21 protein-coding genes and 1 pseudogene are annotated in these 19,206 nt (G+C 50.0%); 6 read left to right on the top strand and 16 right to left on the bottom strand.

The features are described 5' to 3' along the window. Window positions 1-82 precede the first annotated feature (82 nt). A complete protein-coding gene (locus F4X55_04410; protein MYC40239.1) occupies window positions 83-1,072 on the bottom strand; it encodes a hypothetical protein in 990 nt (329 codons plus the stop codon). A 271-nt stretch (window positions 1,073-1,343) separates the two neighbouring features. Here F4X55_04410 and F4X55_04405 point away from each other — a divergent pair, with 271 nt between their 5' ends. Further along, window positions 1,344-2,294 carry a hypothetical protein gene (locus F4X55_04405; GenBank protein ID MYC40238.1) on the top strand — a complete coding sequence of 317 codons (951 nt, stop codon included), beginning with the start codon at window positions 1,344-1,346 and terminating at the stop codon, window positions 2,292-2,294. 15 nt (window positions 2,295-2,309) lie between these two features. On the opposite strand, the gene F4X55_04400 is transcribed toward F4X55_04405, so the two are convergent. The 12 genes from F4X55_04400 to F4X55_04345 all read right to left on the bottom strand — a co-directional run bounded on the left by F4X55_04400 (window position 2,310) and on the right by F4X55_04345 (window position 13,851). After that, a complete protein-coding gene (locus F4X55_04400) occupies window positions 2,310-4,349 on the bottom strand; it encodes a hypothetical protein (GenBank protein ID MYC40237.1) in 2,040 nt (679 codons plus the stop codon). Window positions 4,350-4,429: 80 nt separating this feature from the next. After that, window positions 4,430-4,957, bottom strand: coding sequence for a hypothetical protein (locus F4X55_04395; protein MYC40236.1), 528 nt, complete (start codon window positions 4,955-4,957; stop codon window positions 4,430-4,432). Between the two features lie 57 nt (window positions 4,958-5,014). Next, window positions 5,015-5,602 carry a hypothetical protein gene (locus tag F4X55_04390; protein ID MYC40235.1) on the bottom strand — a complete coding sequence of 196 codons (588 nt, stop codon included), beginning with the start codon at window positions 5,600-5,602 and terminating at the stop codon, window positions 5,015-5,017. After that, a complete protein-coding gene (locus tag F4X55_04385) occupies window positions 5,592-5,828 on the bottom strand; it encodes a hypothetical protein (protein ID MYC40234.1) in 237 nt (78 codons plus the stop codon). The genes F4X55_04390 and F4X55_04385 overlap by 11 nt, the downstream gene beginning before the upstream one ends. 13 nt (window positions 5,829-5,841) lie before the next feature. Further along, on the bottom strand, window positions 5,842-6,183 hold the full coding sequence (locus tag F4X55_04380) for a hypothetical protein (protein MYC40233.1): 342 nt from the start codon (window positions 6,181-6,183) through the stop codon (window positions 5,842-5,844). A gap of 305 nt (window positions 6,184-6,488) precedes the next feature. After that, window positions 6,489-7,049, bottom strand: a complete 561-nt coding sequence (locus F4X55_04375) for a hypothetical protein (GenBank protein MYC40232.1) — start codon at window positions 7,047-7,049, stop codon at window positions 6,489-6,491. Window positions 7,050-7,443: 394 nt separating this feature from the next. Next, window positions 7,444-7,944, bottom strand: coding sequence for a hypothetical protein (locus F4X55_04370; GenBank protein MYC40231.1), 501 nt, complete (start codon window positions 7,942-7,944; stop codon window positions 7,444-7,446). A gap of 88 nt (window positions 7,945-8,032) precedes the next feature. Next, a complete protein-coding gene (locus F4X55_04365) occupies window positions 8,033-9,394 on the bottom strand; it encodes a hypothetical protein (protein ID MYC40230.1) in 1,362 nt (453 codons plus the stop codon). 338 nt (window positions 9,395-9,732) lie between these two features. Next, window positions 9,733-10,266, bottom strand: coding sequence for a hypothetical protein (locus tag F4X55_04360; GenBank protein ID MYC40229.1), 534 nt, complete (start codon window positions 10,264-10,266; stop codon window positions 9,733-9,735). A 117-nt stretch (window positions 10,267-10,383) separates the two neighbouring features. Continuing rightward, window positions 10,384-11,745, bottom strand: coding sequence for a methyl-accepting chemotaxis protein (locus tag F4X55_04355; protein MYC40228.1), 1,362 nt, complete (start codon window positions 11,743-11,745; stop codon window positions 10,384-10,386). Window positions 11,746-11,862: 117 nt separating this feature from the next. After that, entirely contained in the window at window positions 11,863-13,278 is a 1,416-nt protein-coding gene (locus tag F4X55_04350; GenBank protein MYC40227.1) for a hypothetical protein, read from the bottom strand. Between the two features lie 3 nt (window positions 13,279-13,281). Further along, on the bottom strand, window positions 13,282-13,851 hold the full coding sequence (locus tag F4X55_04345; protein MYC40226.1) for a hypothetical protein: 570 nt from the start codon (window positions 13,849-13,851) through the stop codon (window positions 13,282-13,284). Between the two features lie 196 nt (window positions 13,852-14,047). On the opposite strand from F4X55_04345, the pseudogene F4X55_04340 reads away from it, so the two are divergent. After that, window positions 14,048-14,125, top strand: a pseudogene (locus tag F4X55_04340) (PEP-CTERM sorting domain-containing protein). A gap of 417 nt (window positions 14,126-14,542) precedes the next feature. Here the strand turns inward: F4X55_04340 and F4X55_04335 are convergent. The 3 genes from F4X55_04335 to F4X55_04325 all read right to left on the bottom strand — a co-directional run bounded on the left by F4X55_04335 (window position 14,543) and on the right by F4X55_04325 (window position 17,195). Further along, complete coding sequence (locus F4X55_04335; protein MYC40225.1) at window positions 14,543-15,130, bottom strand: hypothetical protein; 588 nt, start codon at window positions 15,128-15,130, stop codon at window positions 14,543-14,545. 13 nt (window positions 15,131-15,143) lie between these two features. After that, entirely contained in the window at window positions 15,144-16,553 is a 1,410-nt protein-coding gene (locus tag F4X55_04330) for a hypothetical protein (protein MYC40224.1), read from the bottom strand. 66 nt (window positions 16,554-16,619) lie between these two features. Beyond that, window positions 16,620-17,195 (bottom strand): HTH domain-containing protein, encoded by a 576-nt coding sequence (locus tag F4X55_04325; GenBank protein MYC40223.1) that lies wholly within the window; start codon window positions 17,193-17,195, stop codon window positions 16,620-16,622. Between the two features lie 413 nt (window positions 17,196-17,608). Between F4X55_04325 and F4X55_04320 the strand changes: the two genes are divergently transcribed. The 4 genes from F4X55_04320 (at window position 17,609) to F4X55_04305 (ending at window position 19,043) form a co-directional block, all read left to right on the top strand. Continuing rightward, window positions 17,609-17,887 carry a hypothetical protein gene (locus F4X55_04320; GenBank protein ID MYC40222.1) on the top strand — a complete coding sequence of 93 codons (279 nt, stop codon included), beginning with the start codon at window positions 17,609-17,611 and terminating at the stop codon, window positions 17,885-17,887. Window positions 17,888-17,956: 69 nt separating this feature from the next. Then, window positions 17,957-18,304 (top strand): hypothetical protein, encoded by a 348-nt coding sequence (locus tag F4X55_04315; protein ID MYC40221.1) that lies wholly within the window; start codon window positions 17,957-17,959, stop codon window positions 18,302-18,304. 14 nt (window positions 18,305-18,318) lie between these two features. Beyond that, the gene (locus F4X55_04310; protein ID MYC40220.1) at window positions 18,319-18,597 is read left to right on the top strand and encodes a hypothetical protein; all 279 of its coding nucleotides are present in this window, start codon (window positions 18,319-18,321) and stop codon (window positions 18,595-18,597) included. A 233-nt stretch (window positions 18,598-18,830) separates the two neighbouring features. Further along, complete coding sequence (locus F4X55_04305; protein ID MYC40219.1) at window positions 18,831-19,043, top strand: hypothetical protein; 213 nt, start codon at window positions 18,831-18,833, stop codon at window positions 19,041-19,043. Window positions 19,044-19,206 lie beyond the last annotated feature (163 nt).

The following is a 19,206-nucleotide window of genomic DNA, read 5'->3' as shown; positions in this document are numbered from 1 at the left end:
TTTGTTGATTTCCTGACAATATGCGCTAAAAAACAAGTTATTATACGAAAGCTTGTAATTTATATCACGCCCCGGACACATTTCATCCGCGGGCGTTGTCCCCAGTTCCTTGAACATTGCGAACTGGTTCGCCATCCGAATTCTCGCTTGTGGATGTGTCTCCAGAAGCTCGTAGAAATCGTCGAAGAGATGCCACCCCCGCGGCTGGGACATTGACAACACGATGCGCCTCAAAGAATGTGCGCAGGAATCTCTCAGAGAGTAAGCCAACGGGATACGGCACATTCTCATCCGACCCATGGGAGGGGTTTTCAACCCCGATGTCCTCCGTATACGAGAGTTGCGGATCCACAATCATCGCTGGTACTAACGCACGACGCCTCGCCGTATTCCGTACCATCTCCGCAGACAACTCTTCACTCGACATCTCTAAATACTTCTTCTGTTTCCCGACCGGGTAGAATTCAAACGTTTCTCCGCCCGTGATCGCAAAGGCATCCGCAGGCACCCCGCGACGGACGGTCACTTGATAGATCGCATCGGTTTCGAGTTGATTCACCACAGAAAACGCCTCAGCAAACGAATCCAGCATCACGCGAGACCGCGTCTCAATCGGAATCCCTTCACCCCGCCCTCGATACGAAAACTGGGGATCTACTATCATGCCGGAGAGCAGCAACCGTGAGAGCTCTATATTCCGTTCCTCTTTCACGACCGGATCCTTTTCCCTATCCGCGTACTCCGTCATTAAGCGCAATTGCTGAATTTCGAGTTCTAACGGAATTCCATCACGGACTGACACTTGGAAGAATGAATCCTCAAAAAAAAGCTCTACTGTTTTGATGGGCTTCCCCAGCGTCTCTAAAACGTCTCGCGTGATTTTCGGGGCATCCGAGGCCTCTACCACCCTTGCCGACATCTCACGAAAATTCACTTCTACGAGAGCCGTTTCCCGCTCGTCGTGGTCAAAAATATCGGGCGTAAAGGTGGGCAAATCCGAGGCCTCTACCACCTGGGCAGCCCTTCGCGATGAGATTCGAGCATCTAATTGGGATTGAATATCTTTGTTCATAGATTCCTTGTAGCATAGGCTGTTAGCCTGTGCAGCATAAGGCATCACCTGCTAAAGTGCGCCGCGCCTTCGTGATTTTTTCTCTTGCAAAATAGTGGGGAAAATGGTATACTATAGGAAGGTAGTGGAAAGGGGACGTAACCCCTCCCCGCTGCCAGAAACAATCAACTTTTGCGCAAACATCGGAATCTTGCTTTGGCACTCTCATTTTAACACACTTCCTTTTGAAATGTCAAGCGAGGCCCCCAAACCTACAGGAGCTTGACATAGTATGGGATCCATCTATAAAATTACGAACACTCTCAGCGGTATGGCATACATCGGTAAAACTGTCCATGATGCCGAGAAAACTCGAAAACGCAATCATCTGAGTGGCAGGGGCAATAAACCCCTTAAGGACGATATTGACAAATACGGAGAAGATGTTTTTACGTTTGAGATCCTCCATGATGGTATCATCCCTGAATTCTTGGATACCCTTGAGCGGGAAGAGATTGCGAAACACAATACCATGAAACCATATGGCTATAATCAGAACAGAGGCGGTGGCGGTGTCTGTTCGCATTCAGAAGAAACTCGTCAGAAGATGTCTGAGGCACTGAAGGGCAAACCCGCATGGAATAAAGGTAAACCCCATTCAGAAGGAACCCGTCGGAAACTTTCTGAAGCAAACATAGGCAAAACGCATTCAGAAGAAACTCGTCAGAAAATATCTGAAGTCACCGCAGGTAAAAAAAATCCTAACTATGGCAAATCCCATTCAGAAGAAACTCTCCGGAGAATTTCAGAAAACAACGCAATGAAACGCCCTGAAGTTCGTCAGAAAATATCTGGTGAAAACAGCCCAACAAAACGCCCTGAAGTTCGTCAGAAAATATCTAAGGCACTGAAGGGCAAACCCGCATGGAATAAAGGTAAACCTCATTCAGAGGAAGCCAAACAGAAGATGTCTGAGGCACTCAAAGGCAACCCTGCGTGGAATAAAGGTAAACCTCATTCAGAAGAAACCAAACAGAAAATATCAAGAGCCAATAAAGGCAGAAAACATTCAGAAGAAACCCGTCGGAAAAACTCTAAAGTCAAACTTGGCATGAGCCCAGAGGCACTCACAATCCTTATCGACTGGTTGTTGCGCGCCGGCTGGTCTAAAACCAAGATAACGCGTGAACTTCGGAAAAGCCAAAATACAATCCGAAAATATGCCCCTCACGTTTCCAAGTGACTGGACACAAGATACTTAACCCATCCATTGGTCATCAGAAATTATTGTGACCACCAATTCCCCATCTGTTGCACCGTCCAGGGGCACGGCTTTTAATTCAATATTTACGTCGATGGATCCAGGCCCCGTCACGGGGACACGTACCGGACTTGTGATCTCACAATTCGGCATTTCATAAATTATCGCGAGTTGTTTTCCGTTTCCGAGCCACTGATACGTCACGATCCGCACAGATACCGATTCGTTGTTCCTAAATTTCTCGTCCCATCTCACGAAGATGTCCTCTTCCGCGGTCCCCGATTCATACTTCGTCTGGACACTCGAGGTTACATTCCGCCGCGCTGTCGGTTCGGTACTCCGTCGGAAACGTCCCGGTAGCTTGCCTTGCGCAAAATCATAATTATGAGCGATGGAAATCGGCGCACTATCACAAATAACGGGCTCACCGTCAATCTCCAAAAATCTGCCATACCCCGAAAAGAACCGCCGCCCCACAAACGGAAACTCGTCCGGATGTTGTACTGCCGTTGGGATAAACTGCTCCTCATCGCCACCTTCGATCGTCCGGCGTTTGTCCACACGGTTGGAGAGTATATCAATCGTCGCGCCGATACTTTCACCGACCTCAATTTCAGCCCCGATCGGGACCCCTCTCGTGACCAACCACGGCTCACCGCCAACTTCAGGCTCCAATGTCCACCCTGGGAACTCGTCATTCACCGTCTTTAACGTCGTCTCATAACCCCCCGGTTCCGCTATCATCTCTATCTTCCCGGAGGGACTACCAACAACAGCACCGTTCGCATCCTTGATGATAACCTTACTGATCTTGTGGAAATGCTTCTCAGAGAGGACATCCGAACCCAGTGAGATTTCTTCTCTCAACGGAAGTGTGTCGTTGGAAGCGAGTCCCACACGCCGCACCCCTCTGATCAGAAGTGTATGGTCGGTGAGACCCCCTGTGTATTTCACGCGAAGCCGACCCGGACGATTCGGTTCAGGATTCCGCGCTAAATTCGCAGCAATCGACGGCATCGTGATGGAGAATTTCCCTGCCTTCCAGCCGGTTGTGGTCACCTCTGTAATCGTCGCTCCCGCAGGGAGTTCCGTCGTCTGTGGATCGGTTTTCGCGGCATTCGCGAAACTCAACGACAACATCCCCGTCTGATCATCGGCATCGGTATACGTGATTACGACCGTCCCCGGCGTGTTGTCATCCGTCAACGCCGCAGAACCGTTCGGCGTAACCGTCAACGTCAACGCTCGTGAATATCCACTCAAGCCATTCGCAATCATTTTCTTTACGACGCGGGTTGTGATGTCAAAAGTACCGGCATTCCAGCCGGTCGTGGTCACCTTTGTAATCGTCGCTCCCGCAGGGAGTTCCGTCGTCTGCGGATCGGTTTTCGCGGCATTCGCGAAGGATAACGACAACATCCCCGTCTGATCATCGGCATCGGTATACGTGATTACGACCGTCCCCGGCGTGTTGGTATCCGTCAACGCCGCAGAACCGTTCGGCGTAACCGTCAGCGTCAACGCTTCCGCGTAGCCGCTTAAGTTGTCCACTATCGTCTTGGCACCTGCTCCAGATAGGTTTTGACCGTCAACGACGTTTACCGTCTTGACTGCTAAATCATCTTCATCTACAGCCTTTACCGTAATATCCGCAGCATTCGTGAAATAATTATCTGCGACGACATCACTCAGATTCGTCTTCTTCGGGACCAGGGTTTTGTCGGGAATCTTAACACTCACAGGGTTCGGATCCGCCAGCACGCCTTGAATAATATCCAAAAACCCCGATTCTGAAGGTATCTCTATCTCTACGTTGCCCGAGCCCCAGAGGTAGCCATCCTCTCCGAAGACATCTGCACGCCCCGCACGCAGCGCATCGCTCGATTGCTTCTCTGAATCCTCGTCGTGGTTCCACGCCGTGATGACATACCGGCGCTGCACGGCTTGGGTCCGATCCGTAACAGGGCTACCTGTGCTTTCATTTTCACGCGCAATGATAAATGACGTTCTCTCGGCCTGGCGCCTTTCAACTGCCATTGTCTTTCTCCTCCTGTAGAGGGTGGGGACTGAAGATGAAGAATTGAATAAACCTCATACCCCAACCCAAATTGATAAAACTATACGCTCTGATTTGACGGATAGATATGCGTCACAATTATCCGGAACCTCGCAATTTCGAAAGGTGTGCCCTGAAGCGCAGTTATCCGTCCTGCACTTGTGTGCACTTCCGCAATGCGGGTCCGATAGACACCCTCGACATCTAAATCCGGTGTGCCGTTGATGAGGCTTTCAATCGTATAAATCGCATCCGATACCTGATCTGTCAGTGCCCTCGGCGTGACCGGCGACTCCTTCAACACTACATCAAGCGCGATCGGGAGATACTCTTCTGTCTCTCCCAATGCCGCAAATTCTGTATTCGCACCCCCATCGCGTTTGCGGAGCACCTCATCAAAATTCAAGAGTAAAGCCGGAATCGCGCCCTGCTGCTCCAAAACTGTCCAATGCCGATACCGTTTCTGAACCGTCTTGACCTGAAGCGGAAACGCGTCACCATAAGACGCGTCTGAATCCGCACGCAGCGGTTCACAGAGATCATATAAGGCATCAATGATCTGCGCCCGTCGGTGTTTATGTGCCGCCATTTTGTGCCTCCGGCATGGATCGCAGTGCCATAAATCAACTGAACTTTTTCATTTAATTTAAACCAACTCGTAACCCTTCGGACACCGACAGGCTACCAATTCAGCGTTCTGTTTATACCACGCGAGATTGCTTCTTTTCACGCTGTCGCCTTGATTCCCGCCAAAAAGCTTGTCGTCGTCCACTTTCACACCAACGTGACTGACACGGTATCTTGACCCCTGTTTCGGCTGGAACACCAAGATCGCACCGTTGACTTCCTCGCAGTCGGATCCGAAGTTCGCGAAAGACATCGCAGATAAATCAAGACCTTGTGTGTCGATCCCGCATTCCTCAAGAATCCGTTTCAGAAACCCGGCACACCAAGACAAGCCGTCGGGGTCATCATCATTCGGGTTGAAGCCGAGAAAACCTTTCAGCTCCTCCTCATCATAGACTTCGCTTTTACCGTCCCATTGAAGCATTTTCAATACCCACGGGGCTTCCATGCCAGAGACTTGAATCAGGTCCGCGTCCTCCGCGAACGAGTTTTCACCAGCAAGGGCGATTGTCGGACCAACAGAAGTCTTTTCCACGATCTCCTTGAGCCGCATATCAATGCTTTCAAGAAACTTCAGTTGCTTTATCTGGAATTCATTAGCTCTCACTTTGCTTACCTCCATTCGGTTGTTGTTTTCGCTGAAAGAAATAGGTAACACTGCTCCCGATCCAGCCAAGTGGCGCACCGATCAGAATACCAACAAGCGTTGGGGTAAGGTAGATTTTTTCAAACCAAAAATCACCAACAAATAACGCCCCGGTCAGCAACGTTGCATATACAAATATCCCAATATTCGTTACCGTTGAATCAAGTTCGTCTGTTTTTCTTGCCATGAGCGGGTTTCCCTTAAAAAAACTTACTTAATAGGTATGCGACGATAACCGAGCCGATTGCCGAAATACTTTGGAAGAGCGCAAATCTGTTTCGCACGCTTTCTTCAAAAGCCTTTTTCCATTCCTTGAGTGCCGCGAGTTCCTCTCGGTGGCTATCCAGTTCTTTTGAATGGGCATCTAATCGCTTCGTATCCGTCTCGATGGAGCGGTCTAACTTCTCAGCAAGTGCCTTGTGCTGGTCGTCATTATGCTCACGCATCGCACGAATTTCACCTTGCAGCTCAACGATCTTGACATCAAGGGCATGGATACTCTCAAGCGTTTTATCCACAAGTTGATGTTCCATTTCATTCATCTCAAACTCCTTTCTAATTTAGTGAAGTTCAGCGGCGTGCGAAAATAAAACGGGATGCGACTAACAAAAAACGACTTAAGGACGGAACGCATCATTTCCTCGGCGAGAACAACCCAAGCCACGCCCGCAAACGCAAACGGCAAAAAGCCGAATGGTGCTATATCATTGCTCTGTCTCGGTTTTGGTATGAAATTCACGATTATACCCTCAAACGTCGCTCTGAATTCCTCTGTAGAGACATTCCCAATATGTCGAACGCCGAACAAGAATATTTGTTTGAGTGACGCATTAATTTCAGGAAACCTTCATCGGTTGCCTCTCTCTGCAGCGGCGATTTCCTCTTGGAGATACTTATCGCCGAGTTGACCAACCCGTTCCTCAAATCGTTCACCCGCCGCAATGAGTTCGTAAACAGGACGCGCCGATAGATTCGTTTCGTCATTCCCTTCCTCATGCAACGCAGGGTAATTCGCACCGAACCGCGACTCGAAATATCCGCCACTCACACCCAGGACCAATTCCTGCGCACTGTATTCCGCAATAGAACCCGGACGATTCGGATGTGTCGCCGCATCCCGATAGCTGCCTTCACGCTCCAAAATCCCTTTCCCCGGATGCGTAACGCCTTTCCGTGCCGCATACAACGGATCCAGTCCCGCCCATCGACCATTACCTTCACTGTCGAAAATATCGTCGATCTCGTCCCAAATAAAGGGCGCAAGGAAATCTGTCCAGAACCGCGTCGCATCTGTCAACCGCGTTTCGACCCTCTCAACGAAAGCCTCTGTTCTCAGGAGTGCGTCAAAATGAATGTGAATCATGTTCAGCGTCCTCTTTTTCTTTTTCTCTAAGGTTTCTGACAGCAAGACCTGTTTTAGCGGCTCTACAAGACTCCCTGCCCTCTGAGATATAATCTTTGGACAAAGCTGCCTTTCACCTGCAAAACGTCCACCACACGGAACTCACTCGCATCAGAACGCACCAAGAAATCGCCTTTCGCAATATCCGGGTTCGGTTTCGAGAGCAACGCGATTGCCTCCGTTTGTTGCACTGCCACATTCGACCGGAGCTGCGTCGCCTCCCGTTGCGGAATCCCAGAAGTAAGCGGTTGGATCATGCAGGTCACATCCTCTGCAACCGGCGTCTCATCCGTGGCTTCATACGCCGATTTTCGCACGATTGTCACCATTTCCCTATGGTGTGGGGGAATCCGAAAACGCATCTATATATCCCGTAGGGGCGAGGTCGCCTCGCCCGTATCTAATCATTGTAGGTAGGAACGCGCCGATACGGATACCTCGGTTCCCCGACCTCGCGCCGCTCCCGCCCGGCCGCACCAAACGGAAGCCGCCGTTTTGTTTGAGAGACCACTGGAGACGCCGCTTGCACTTCTATAACGACATCCGAAACCTTCTCGGTGACCTTCGCCTGATGAAACGCACGCTTCTCTTTCCAGTTAATTTCTTGGACACGCGTGCCAATTTCAATCTGGTCTGACTGAAGGATTTGGGCAGCGACGACGCATAACTCCGAAGCGGCCTGGTGTATCATCGCTAACCGAGCCACCGCTAACGCCTCACCTGTCAATGCGTCGGCATCAATGTTCTCCGATCGTAAGCGTTTACGCACCTCGCGTTCAGCGTCCGGCGCGAAGGGCTGCTGCGATAGATACGCATCGGAGATATGATCCGCAGTGACATCCGGGGCAATCAGCCCACGCACCGCATCGTAATGTTGGGAAGTCAGTATCGTCGCCGGCATAAAGAACTCCATAAGCCTCGTCAGGTGTCGTAGGGGCGAGATCACCTCGCCCTTTACTGACTGACAACTGGTAACTGAAAACTGGTAACTATTCTAAAACCTTCAGTGCCTTGGCACCTGTTTCGCCCAACACGACGATGTAGATCGCTTTCTTCGGCTGATACGAAATCCAGCCCCAGATCTCGGAGCAGACGATGTATTCGACCTGCTTGAGCATGTCCCGCGTCGTCTCGATGATGTCTGTGTTCATTTGGGAAACGTACTCGACCGCTTTCCGCTTGTCATACACAACAAACGCATTGTGCTTCGTAGCAGCGCCCCCAGACCCAGCCTGAATCCGATTCTGAAGGTAGTCGTGCCACCCGACACGAACCCCCTGTGCCAACTGGTTCATCACGGAGAAACTTCCGCCATACCCGCTCATGACAGCGTTGGGACGCTCGTTCATGTTCACCAGCATCACATTCGTGCCAGCAACTTTTGCCAACTGGAGATCCGTGATATCCGGGTCATACCCGATCGCTGAAGTCAACATATAGGAACGTTTGAACTTCTTCTGGATCGAGAGCCACGCTTTCGGGGTCATCGTATCCGTCGCCTCTTTGTCCAACTCCTGCAGCCGAATCAGCGTGCCACCGAGGTCGTCACCACCCGCACCATGAAACATCGTCTCAAGCCCTTCATCCACTTTCGCCATGATCCGCTGGACAGCGATCTCCTCAACGTGCTCCATCGCTTTGTCAATGAACTCGACTTCCCGGAGGTGTTCGTATGTGAACGGAATCGCTAACATCCGTTTTTTCGGCTGGATGGGGCGCTCAGAGGTATCAAAGGTCGCCATCGGAGGATCCGCACCAGGGGTCCGCTGCTCTTCACGGAAGGCGTTTTCATCATACTCAAGGATCGTGGCACGGTAGTCTTTCTTGCTCGTCTCTGCCATGCGCGTCGTCAATTCTTCAAGCGCGATATCCACTTCCACGTCTTCGTCCCAGTGTGCCGCCGCATCGTAGTAAGGGGTGATCGTTGAGCCAGGCGGGGTATCATGCACATCTTGGAAAGTGCCAGCGCGTTCCCAACGCGCACGTCTTTCGGCTTTCCGTGCCGCCGCTTCGATCTGCGGACGATACACCGTACTCCGATACGCGTTCAAACACATCTCTTTGAGTGCTAACTCTTTCCCAGGATCCCCAATCACGTCCTCACAGCGAGTCGGCCAGACACCCGCAGCAGGATTACAGACAGTGGTCATCTCCAAGTCGTCAAGCACAACCTCAAACGCTGAAAGCCGTTCGTCATCCGCACCCAACTCGCCGTCTTTCTCCGGGTCATATTGGGAATCAATATACGCAGAAAACGGCATGCCCGCATCCGCCGCTTGCTCGACAAGCCCAGCACGCTGCGATGGATTCCCATACCTTTCTACGATTTCTCGTGTCGTCATTAAAGACATTCGTTCTTCCTCCTGTGTAAACTGTGTAAAGTCTGGTAAAGTGTTCGTAAGTTAAGAAAGTCTCCTAAAGTGTTCTAAGGTTGTAAAGTCTGTAAAGTTGCAAGAGAAAAAGAAAGTTTCAAAGTCTCCTAAAGTGCCTAAAGTCTGTAAAGTTGCAAGAGGCACTTGGATGTTCCAAACATAAGTTCGAACTTCCGAACTTGCAAACTTTAGTACACTTCAAAACTTTTCCTGCTTTAGTACACTTCGAAACTTCTCCCGTTTCTTCGAACTTCCGAACTTGCAAACTTTAGTACACTTCAAAACTTTTTCCTGCTTTAGTACACTTCGAAACTTCTTTAGCCCGGCATTGTGATCAGGGCGTGTGTCGTGTCAAATTCCAGCACCGAGCCTTTGCCCTTTAAAGCGTCAATGAGATCTGCAACCGTTGCCGAGACGCTGTTAATCTGGGTGCGTCCTGCATTTTCAGCCGTTGTGATATCCGCAGCATTGCCAACATCCCCAGCGGTAACACCGGTTAAGTCCGCCGGTAACGCCGCAGGTGCACTCACGGCTTTCACGAAGCCCTTCGCACTGCTCGGCCCAAGTCCTGCAACCAATTTATCGCCACGCTTGACGGTCGCGTTATTCGCAAGCGGGACACGCAACCCACCGAACAGGTACGCACCGGTGATCTGTGTGCCGTCAACAGCGATGATAACGCCATCGAACGCTTCGCCATCCGCGGGTAATTCGGCTCTGCCCTCGGCATTGATCTTATAGACTTTGCCAACTGCCGTGCTACGGTGCTTGGCGGTTATGTCGTATGTGATCGTCTTCTTATCATGCAGGATACTCGTCGCCACTACATGCGGGTGTTCCTTTAAAGCCATCGTTGAAATTCCTCCTTTGTAAAGTCGGGTAAAGTGTTCGTAAGTGCCTAAAGTTTCAAGAGATGCTTTCAACTTCGCAACTATCAAACTTTAGTACACTTCAAAACTTTCTTCCTCTTACCGCCATTTCCGCTTCCGTTGACGCGGGGTCCGTTTCGTTCGCTCTGGGGGCGGTTCATGGGCGTCGGTCGATCTTCTGCCCGCCGGTAACGCCGCATCCCCTTTCTTCTTGTTGTGTGCGATATGATCTTCGAGTTTCTCTAACGGCATGTCGCCGTAATACTCGCGGTGATACTCCTCATCGAATTCGTCACCATACGCACGGTTACCCTGCTTGATCGCCTCTTCAACACGCGCTTCGCGATACGCCTCGCCGTCCTCGGCAGCTTTCGTCAGATCCGCGATCTCGTCTTTCTGCGTTTCGACCTTCTCGCGGAGACTCGTCACCTCACTGGTCACTTTTTCTAAGACCGTCTCCGGCTCATCTGTCGAACGCACGTCCTTGAGATCCAAATCCTCTCGCAACGTCGTGACGAGCTGCTGACGCGCCGTGTCCACATCCTGTGAGGCGTTCGTGAGATCCGCGATCTCGTCTTTCTGGGTTGAAACGGTCGTGCGAAGGGTCGATACCTCGGTCTCCAGTGCCTTCACAACGTCATCGGGTTCGTCCGTCGAACGGATACCCGGGACTTTTAGCGCATCGCGCAACTTCTCAATCCACTCATGATCTGTCACTGTAAATTCCTCCATAAATCTTCGCATCTGAGCAGCAGCCTCATCAGGCATGTCGGTAGGCATTGGGTTACCTAACCCGTAAGTGGTGGGGTCACCCCACCCGTACATGAGGAATCGCTGTTTCTCGATGGAAGTGTGTCGGTTAGACCCAAACTCAACGAGGGAGACCTCCTTGAGCCGAGCATCAAAAATAGTATAGGTGGCAGTCTCCATTTTGCCATCTTTGTTTTCGTACTTCTTACCCATCTTGTGAGTGCATTGCCCCTCACGTTCGGGTTCCCAATCCCAATAAGAGTACCGGCGGATGGGAAGGTTACATAAATTACAGATCTCACGGGCATCGTAGAATCCGATAGAGACCTGGTTGATTAACTCGTGTTCAATTGCCCTGATCAATTTCTCAGAAGTTCGGAACTCACGACTGCCGCCGTCGTATTCCATGTTCTTGAGAATGAAGAAATCGATCAGCAACTCGTTCTTGTCATTCAACATCGCATTTGCCGACCGTCCATACCCGAACGATCGCCACGCATGATGATCTTTGAGAGCAATCCCAGGCTTCGTTTTCGCATCTTTCTCAAAGTTTTTGAGAGTGGTCTTGGGATCCATAATCGAGTTGTGGCGGTCCAATTTGTCATTACTTGCCGTGATGCGAACCCAATATCGATCATCATCCTCTTCGGGCAAATCCGCATGCATCGCACGGGTGCCAATCGTAACAGGGAACAGCCTTATATCTTCCATAATTAACCTCCTTTCAATCGTTGATTTAACTCTGTCCACGCCCTCTTTTTTTGACGGATGCTGTCAAACGCCGAACAGGAATACCTGTTTGACAATCAGACCTGCGATGCCGCATCGTTAATTGACGATGCCCTCTCTGACTTGCATCCAGTCTAAACTTCCATACGTCCGGAGTCCCGCCGAGTGCCTGTTTTTTTCCGATTTGAACTTCTCAAGAGCGTCTTGATAGTCCTTGTCGTCAATACCCTCTATATCCTGCAGCTCCTTAAGTTTCTTGAGGTTATCGATCTTGACACCCTCCGCTTCTGCTATCTGTCGGATATCCATGGGATCAGGAGTATTCTCAAAATAGAACATGACTTTCCCTTGCCGACCCTCAGCCCGTAGCACATATCCCAAAAGGGTTGAAAAAACCCCCGCTACCGTAGATTGAATACTGGATATATTGATCCGGTAATCTTTTCTTTGTTCTGTCGCGTGAGATTCCGCGACGGATTCGTTACTGTGTTGCTTAATCGGGGTTGAACCTGTTGCTCTCCCAACCCGACGGTCATATAACCGCATCAGTCCATCGACCAGCCCGAAGAACGACGTCTGCATCTGCCCGCCCTTCGGCATTTCGACTTCCACGATGTCTAAATACGCATACCCTTCGTTCGGCTTTAAACTTGAGTACCGCTGGTTGATACCCGCAAGGAAGTCCTGGATGAATTCGTCTTCCTTATCAACATCACCCCTAACATCCGCTGGCATGAAGTCTCGCAACTTTTCCGAATCCACCTTAAACCCTGCGCGTGCCCAGCCTTGTGATTCCAAGACCCTCCGAAAATCGTGCATCACCCCTAACATCCGAATCACGTCTAACGGTGCCGATTCCAACATAGACCTGCCGAAGGGTTCATTCGGGCCCGCATTGAACGGCACATACATCACCGTCGGATCGTCCTGTAGGGATACCCATTTCCCCTGCTGCCATTGACCGAGCTCCCAGTCGTGGTTTCCGTGACGGTTGAAACGCGCTACGTATGGATCCATCACCGCAATGTCCATCGCCATGTCCGCCGCTTCGTTGAGTTCTAACTCCCAAAAAATAGCACCGCCTTTGTAGATGCCGGCAAACACTCTGTCAATCAACACGTCCGGGTCATGATGTTTCGCCGCAAGCCTGTCAAAGAAAGCATCGATAACCGGGGTGGCACCCTTCGGCTTTACTTGGTAACCCCAAGATTCGTTCGCGTTCCGCAAGAAATCATCGTATGCTTTTTTGACCTCCGGGCTGATGCTCGTGACGAGTTTCATGAACTGATCGACCGGTAGATGTAGCAGTTCTTCTTCTGTCCAGTTTTTCAGCTGCCATACACTTCGCGACCGTTCCGGCGGCGCAACATGATACATCGTGTGCTGCCGATGCGGATCCTGCATCGAGACGCGACCGCCACTCAATGCCCGTGTGTTACGGTGCTTCGCAATCGCTTTTGGGTCCCTACCGAAAACCCGTTTGTTGAAGGTCTTTAAAGTGCGTTGTAGGTTCATTCGCTATTTTTCCGACTTTTTCAATGCCCCCCAAAGCAGTACCCGTTTCGGTCTCACGAGATGCGGTGCTTTCGGCGCGACATCGACATGATAGCCAGGCGGATTGCCCGCATCCCAACGATTGCCGTAGTAGATAGGCGCATCTCCGGTATAAGGCTCACTCGGTATCACATCAACGGCTTTGCGATACGCACCTTTCCCAAAAGGACCCCGCTCATGTTTTCCCCAGCCGTGATTCCAATGCGCAGTCCGTCTATAGATTTCTTTGCCAGCGGGATCCGTGAGCACCCAGTTATTTTTTAAGTTCAGTATATCCGCATCGATATACACCTTTTCAACACCTTCAGAATGACCCCACAAATGCCCCAGGCGATGCCCGACACGCTGACGCGCGACAATCATCGTCTCGCCGGATGCCAATGGGCAGTCTTTGAGTACAATTATGACTTTGCCCCCACCTTTGGGGAAGAATGTCAACTGAAAGCCTTTCACAGTCCCATCACCCCCGCGATTGTGGAGTTCAAACCACTGCGGAAGTCCACCGCCACCCGCAGATGTCCAGTCATGAAACATCACCTGCGTCAAAACAATATCGCTTTCTCGGACGATACCGACACCAGGGACCGCGCCCTCCCCAGGGACATCGGAGACCTCTACCACACGTGAAGACGCTACCGGTAACCGAGATGACCCGACGCCGGTATCTGCTTGACTTTTCGGAGATACAGAGACGACGGGATCCGGGGTCTGTGGGGAAACCGTGTGCGTTTCGGTTTCCGGCGGTTCGACAACAACAGGCGGTTCAACGACAACAGGCGGTTCAACGACAACAACGGGTGGATCCACAGCGACGCTATGAGGCGGTTGCCCGTATTCTACCGGGTACCATGCCGGCCACCAACCCGCTTGATTCCCGTTGCCTTGTATGGTGTCGTAACACCAAGCATGAAAGTGGAGATTTTCGCCATCCTCGTTTTCGCGTTCACCATGTTCCTCTAAGCGAGGGGACTTGGGAATTATCTCGGCAGGCGGCGTGATGGTATGTCCAAAAGCAAAAGTGTTTAAGACAAGGATGTAGCAGGATATAAAGAGGTATTTCATTTTTCGCGTTCCTCCCGGATATGCTCTCGGCGCTCGTGCTTCATGCCCTCGATTTCGGTCTTCATTTCTATATCGAGGTGTCAACAAGCAAGAAATCAGCAACGCATTTACAAATAAGAGCAGGTCTAAAAGCACTGCCCACGTCGGTGTATCTCCAAACATGTTAGTCCCCCCAGTTCCACTCCGGTTTCGTCCCACCGTCGTAAAATTTGGCGTGCCCTTTTTGAATCAGGTAAGTGGCAACGTCTACCTCATTGACGTGAACATCTGCAACCGTCCGACCCGCATATTTCCCATGTATCGGATCGGAGATGGAAAAGTGGTTACCATTGGATTTCAACATAAGTATCAGTGCCTGACGACTCGCAGCCGCTGCGGCTTTTTCTCGCTGGCGACTTGCTTGCGATCGGGGACTCCCATCCGCGTTTTTTGTGGATGTTCGTTTCTCGGGGGTATCGATGCCAGCAATACGGATGTCTGTTTGGATCTCAACCCCTCGCTCGGTGATATGCACCCCGGGCCAATACTCACCGAGTTGCCATTTCTCAAAGTCCTGCTCCAGCAATAACACCCGAACATCTTTGATCGTGTCGCCATCGTAGACCTGCACGTCGGCATCCGAGAGAATACAGTTGTATGCATCTATAAAAAGTGGACTCTCACCAAATACACATTGATGGCACAACACCAACGTGAACGCCATCAACAGGAACACAACTCCCCATAAGATTGAATACAAAAGCCTACTCATTGACTTACCTCCTTTATCGCATCTTCACGCTACCATGGATAACTCGCCCGCTGCCGATGCTACGGGGGCCTTTTTGCAGGGTCCGCACCAGATAACTTGTGCCATCGATGCCATGCTTTTCGCCGTCTGTGTCGGCATCGTCCTTTTGCGGGTTACCCGTCCGTTTCTCGCTGTAACTCAAACTCAAAAACTCATCAGTGACCTCAACAGGTAGATATTTTTCTTTCAGGTTTTCATCTGGGGGATGCACCAGCCGATCCCGTAAGAAAAAAATCGCCGGTTGACCGGTCTCGTCAATTTTCAACCGTTTCTGCACGGATTGAATCTGGGCAACTCTGTCTTTGGGCGGTTCGTTCACCCGAAAGCCAGCGAGCTCCAACTGCGCCACGCCGTCCTGGTCGGCAGAGTCTACCGCGGCATACCGAATCTTCTTCTTCTCTTCTCTATCACAGTTGTCTGTTATCAACTGGATCAAGTCGGGTTTTATCAGTCCCGTTTTGTATATCTCCTTATAGGCATAGAGTCTATCATCCGGAGCGTGCGCCCACCAAATCACGCTCGCCGCATCCCGATACCCCCAATCGACACTCAGATAGCGCGGCCAATTCGGCATGATCGATGCAATCGTTTTATCGAGGATGTGGACCTCAGGGTCAAACCCTTCAAAGACTAAATCCTCACCCGATGCCCAGAGTCCGAGGAACCCCCGTTTGAAACGCAATCCTTCGAGATTCTTGAGCTTCTCTACACGCCGTTCGCCCGATCGGGTGAACAAGTGTTCGATCTTCTTGAGAAGTTTCGGATCCGGGTTGTTTCTAAATTCTATTTTGAACTCGGATAATTCTGGTGAACCTTGCTCGATAATCTCAGGGTTGTCTAAGAACGACATCCGATAAAACTTAAGTTTCCCTTCCTTCGCTTGCTGGCGGATCCAGTGATTCGGCACGCTTGGGTTACAATCGCCAAACAGATACGCAACCGGCATGATTCCCGCGCGTTCGGAAACACGCGCCGTCAATTCGTCCCACGCCGCGAAAGGTAAAAGCTCGGCTTGATTGACAAAGCCCGCATCAAAGAAATCGGATAACAGGTTCTGCGGCTTGTCTAACCCGTTCATGTAGATCCGAGTACCATTTCCATACTCGAAAAACTCTGGACGCTCCCCCCCAAACCGTGTGACTTCCCGACCCATCGGATTATCATCACGACTCGGAGGCGTATACCCCAGAAACTTTATATACGTCGGGACGATGTTCCGATACACACGGTTCAAACTCCGATGCACGAATGTCATCCGCGCACCCGCATACTTCAATGCCAGCATGTGCATGTAAGCAAGGAGTCCGTATGTTTTCCCCGCGTCATACGTCCCGCCCGCTATCTTTACACTCACATCTAATGAGGTGGTAAAGAGTTTCAGCATCTCCCCGTAGGGATAATAATGCTGATCATTCTGTCCCCAAGAGATTACTCGCTGTCTCTGCATCCATCACACCGTTTTAGATGTTTTCTCTGCCTCCGGTAACGCGTCCCACAACGTTTTCAGTTCCGAATGAAAGTGTCCAACCTCTATGAGCTGATCCTCAGGCGGCGCATTTTCAAGGTCTTGTTTTTCACGTTCTACGGTCTTGTGCTTTGCGTCCTCCGAAGCTTGTTGTGTGTTGCTATCATACCCTTGGGTCAATACATTCCAGCGTTTTAGGAGTCTATCTATTGAGAGTGCTAATGTTTTGATACAGTCTAAGAGCATTTGTGTTTCGTCTGGATCCGGGTTTTCCTGACCGAGGAGGATGTTTAAACGTTTGCGATAAATGGAGAGGGTGTCTCTTTGAAAAAGGATAAGATCCTTGATGATTTTCCTATTCTCTAAAGGTGTTAAGGGTCTGTAGTCTTCATGGAGATCGTATTTCCCTTTCCGCGCGCTTACAACCTTCTCCTCTGCAATGAGAAGGTTGACATATTTTCGTGCTGTGTTTATAGAAACACCGAGGTTTTCACGAATCTCTTCCATCGATCTTTCGCCCGAATTCAGAATTTCGAGAATTTTGTTAAGTTGTTTGTGCATCAGGAACGACTCCTATAGACGCGTAAGTAACATCTACGTACCACGAAAACACCACCTATGTCCCACAAAAACATCACTCTATATTTGACTCAGTTCAGTTTCCAAACATCTGTTGAGGGACTATTCAACGATGGACACGCAGATGGCAATCGGAACTTGATGAATAGTATACGCTGCTAAACCTAACCCCTGAAACTACATTCAACATCCCGATATGCTGATTTACAATACATACACAATAAAATAGGAAAAAAGTGGTCAGAGGCAGGGAAATCCGTCGATTGTTACCAAAAATCTCTTGTAACTGATAACTGAAAACTATTAAACACTTGAAAATCTATATTGCTTATGATAAAATAATACACTATAAAAAGACTAATTGTCATCGCCTGCCCATGGAGCACACACACTGAATGCCTAAACTCGAACGCACTACCTTTACACTCACCCAACAGCAGAACGAATGGATCGACGAACAGAGTAAGAAAACCGGACTCCTCAAAGCTGAAATCATGCGACGCGCAGTCGACCAGTACGCAGAACAGGAAGAAGCGAAAGAGGAACGCCAGTTTTTTACACCCGAGCAGCGGAGAGATATCAAAGAGATCGCACGGGCGAAAGGTGTTTCAGAACTCTCTGTTATCCGCAGAGCCATTGACCGCGAGTTAAATAGATTTTTTCGGAGATACTAATTCGGAGATACTCACCTGTAGCACAAACTTTTAGTTTGTGCATTCCCCAAAAAAGGAGATTTTACAGAAATGCGAGAAGAGATTTATCACGACGATTACATCACAGTTATCGTAACAGACGAAAAAGGTGCCGGTGGTGCACACCACACATACGAGATTCTCAACAGAGAGACTGGCGAAGTGTTGAATACTGTTTCTTTTCAGAAGGGGCCCATCGCTGACAATGGCGTGAACGGATCCACAAACGAGGCGTATTTGGCAATCGTTGGGCATCGGCTTGAATGTTTTCAGTCCGGTCCCTTCCCATCACATTGGAGTGTGAAAGCACAGCACGGTGTGGATTTCGCGCGGTCTACCTTGGAAATGCGAACAACAGAACGCAAAGCACGCGGTGTTGAAGGCAAGGATATTGCCTAAAGGAAGGAATCGGAATGAAAAATAGAATGGATGTCGCTGAAGAATATGAACCCGTGCTACCAGGGAAAGTCAAAGCACATCTGGCAAAGAAGCAAGCAAAAACGGATAACTCACTTCTCACACAGACTGTGATCGCAGTCGGGAAAGTCATCGCAATGCTACAGGACTCGCCAAACCCCAACCGGTTCGTTGTCGATAACCTCACACCCGAGCAACTCCGGCAACTTAAATCCGCATGTGTGAACCACCTTGCACACCTTATTCCCGGCATAGAGGAAGAGATAATAGAGTGATAGACCCCCGAAAAAGACAGGATGGATTAAGTTTTCTCGGTTTCCCATTGTCGCACCCAACGTCGGATAGTGCTTTTGTCAACTTCTGAAAATTCAGCATAGAGTTTTTTTCGTATTTCTTTGAGAGTCATATCATCAGATCCAGAAAACGAAGGCGCGCTGATGATACCCTTCCAACAGGAAGCCACCTTTACCATCCAGGACGGCACCATGCTACCAAACCGAGGCAACTGATGGACAAAATCACAATTGATAAACACACGTTCGCCTGCGTGCTCTCTGAACTCGCATTCACGGTGGGGACCCTCAAAGGCATCAATGGCGCATTAGAGACGTTGGGCGAGCGAATAGACCGCAATAAACTGAAAGAGATTATCGGGGACACACATCAACGCTCAGAAAAAGCCCTGGAATCACTGCGTCAACTGCTTTTCGAGGAGGGATAGAGGAAAGAAAGTTTCAAAGTCTCCTAAAGTGCCTAAAGTCTGTAAAGTTGCAAGAGGCACTTGGATGTTCCAAACATAAATTCGAACTTCCGAACTTGCAAACTTTAGTACACTCGCAAACTTTTTCCTGCTTACGCACATTTTACCCGACTTGCTTAAGGAA

It is taken from the genome of Candidatus Dadabacteria bacterium, from assembly GCA_009840385.1.
Lineage (GTDB): Bacteria > Desulfobacterota_D > UBA1144 > Nemesobacterales > Nemesobacteraceae > Nemesobacter > Nemesobacter australis.
Note: the sequence above shows the minus strand (reverse complement) of the source record. Positions and strands in the feature narration are given on the sequence as shown.

Coding starts and splice junctions, on each gene's coding strand:
- F4X55_04400 (MYC40237.1), bottom strand. CDS start 4,349: ATGGCAGTTGAAAGGCGCCAGGCCGAGAGAACGTCATTTATCATTGCG.
- F4X55_04355 (MYC40228.1), bottom strand. CDS start 11,745: ATGGAAGATATAAGGCTGTTCCCTGTTACGATTGGCACCCGTGCGATG.
- F4X55_04380 (MYC40233.1), bottom strand. CDS start 6,183: ATGAATGAAATGGAACATCAACTTGTGGATAAAACGCTTGAGAGTATC.
- F4X55_04320 (MYC40222.1), top strand. CDS start 17,609: ATGCCTAAACTCGAACGCACTACCTTTACACTCACCCAACAGCAGAAC.
- F4X55_04305 (MYC40219.1), top strand. CDS start 18,831: ATGGACAAAATCACAATTGATAAACACACGTTCGCCTGCGTGCTCTCT.
- F4X55_04395 (MYC40236.1), bottom strand. CDS start 4,957: ATGGCGGCACATAAACACCGACGGGCGCAGATCATTGATGCCTTATAT.
- F4X55_04360 (MYC40229.1), bottom strand. CDS start 10,266: ATGGCTTTAAAGGAACACCCGCATGTAGTGGCGACGAGTATCCTGCAT.
- F4X55_04350 (MYC40227.1), bottom strand. CDS start 13,278: ATGAACCTACAACGCACTTTAAAGACCTTCAACAAACGGGTTTTCGGT.
- F4X55_04330 (MYC40224.1), bottom strand. CDS start 16,553: ATGCTGAAACTCTTTACCACCTCATTAGATGTGAGTGTAAAGATAGCG.
- F4X55_04370 (MYC40231.1), bottom strand. CDS start 7,944: ATGCCGGCGACGATACTGACTTCCCAACATTACGATGCGGTGCGTGGG.
- F4X55_04310 (MYC40220.1), top strand. CDS start 18,319: ATGAAAAATAGAATGGATGTCGCTGAAGAATATGAACCCGTGCTACCA.
- F4X55_04335 (MYC40225.1), bottom strand. CDS start 15,130: ATGAGTAGGCTTTTGTATTCAATCTTATGGGGAGTTGTGTTCCTGTTG.
- F4X55_04410 (MYC40239.1), bottom strand. CDS start 1,072: ATGAACAAAGATATTCAATCCCAATTAGATGCTCGAATCTCATCGCGA.
- F4X55_04345 (MYC40226.1), bottom strand. CDS start 13,851: ATGTTTCATGACTGGACATCTGCGGGTGGCGGTGGACTTCCGCAGTGG.
- F4X55_04315 (MYC40221.1), top strand. CDS start 17,957: ATGCGAGAAGAGATTTATCACGACGATTACATCACAGTTATCGTAACA.
- F4X55_04405 (MYC40238.1), top strand. CDS start 1,344: ATGGGATCCATCTATAAAATTACGAACACTCTCAGCGGTATGGCATAC.
- F4X55_04325 (MYC40223.1), bottom strand. CDS start 17,195: ATGCACAAACAACTTAACAAAATTCTCGAAATTCTGAATTCGGGCGAA.
- F4X55_04385 (MYC40234.1), bottom strand. CDS start 5,828: ATGGCAAGAAAAACAGACGAACTTGATTCAACGGTAACGAATATTGGG.
- F4X55_04365 (MYC40230.1), bottom strand. CDS start 9,394: ATGTCTTTAATGACGACACGAGAAATCGTAGAAAGGTATGGGAATCCA.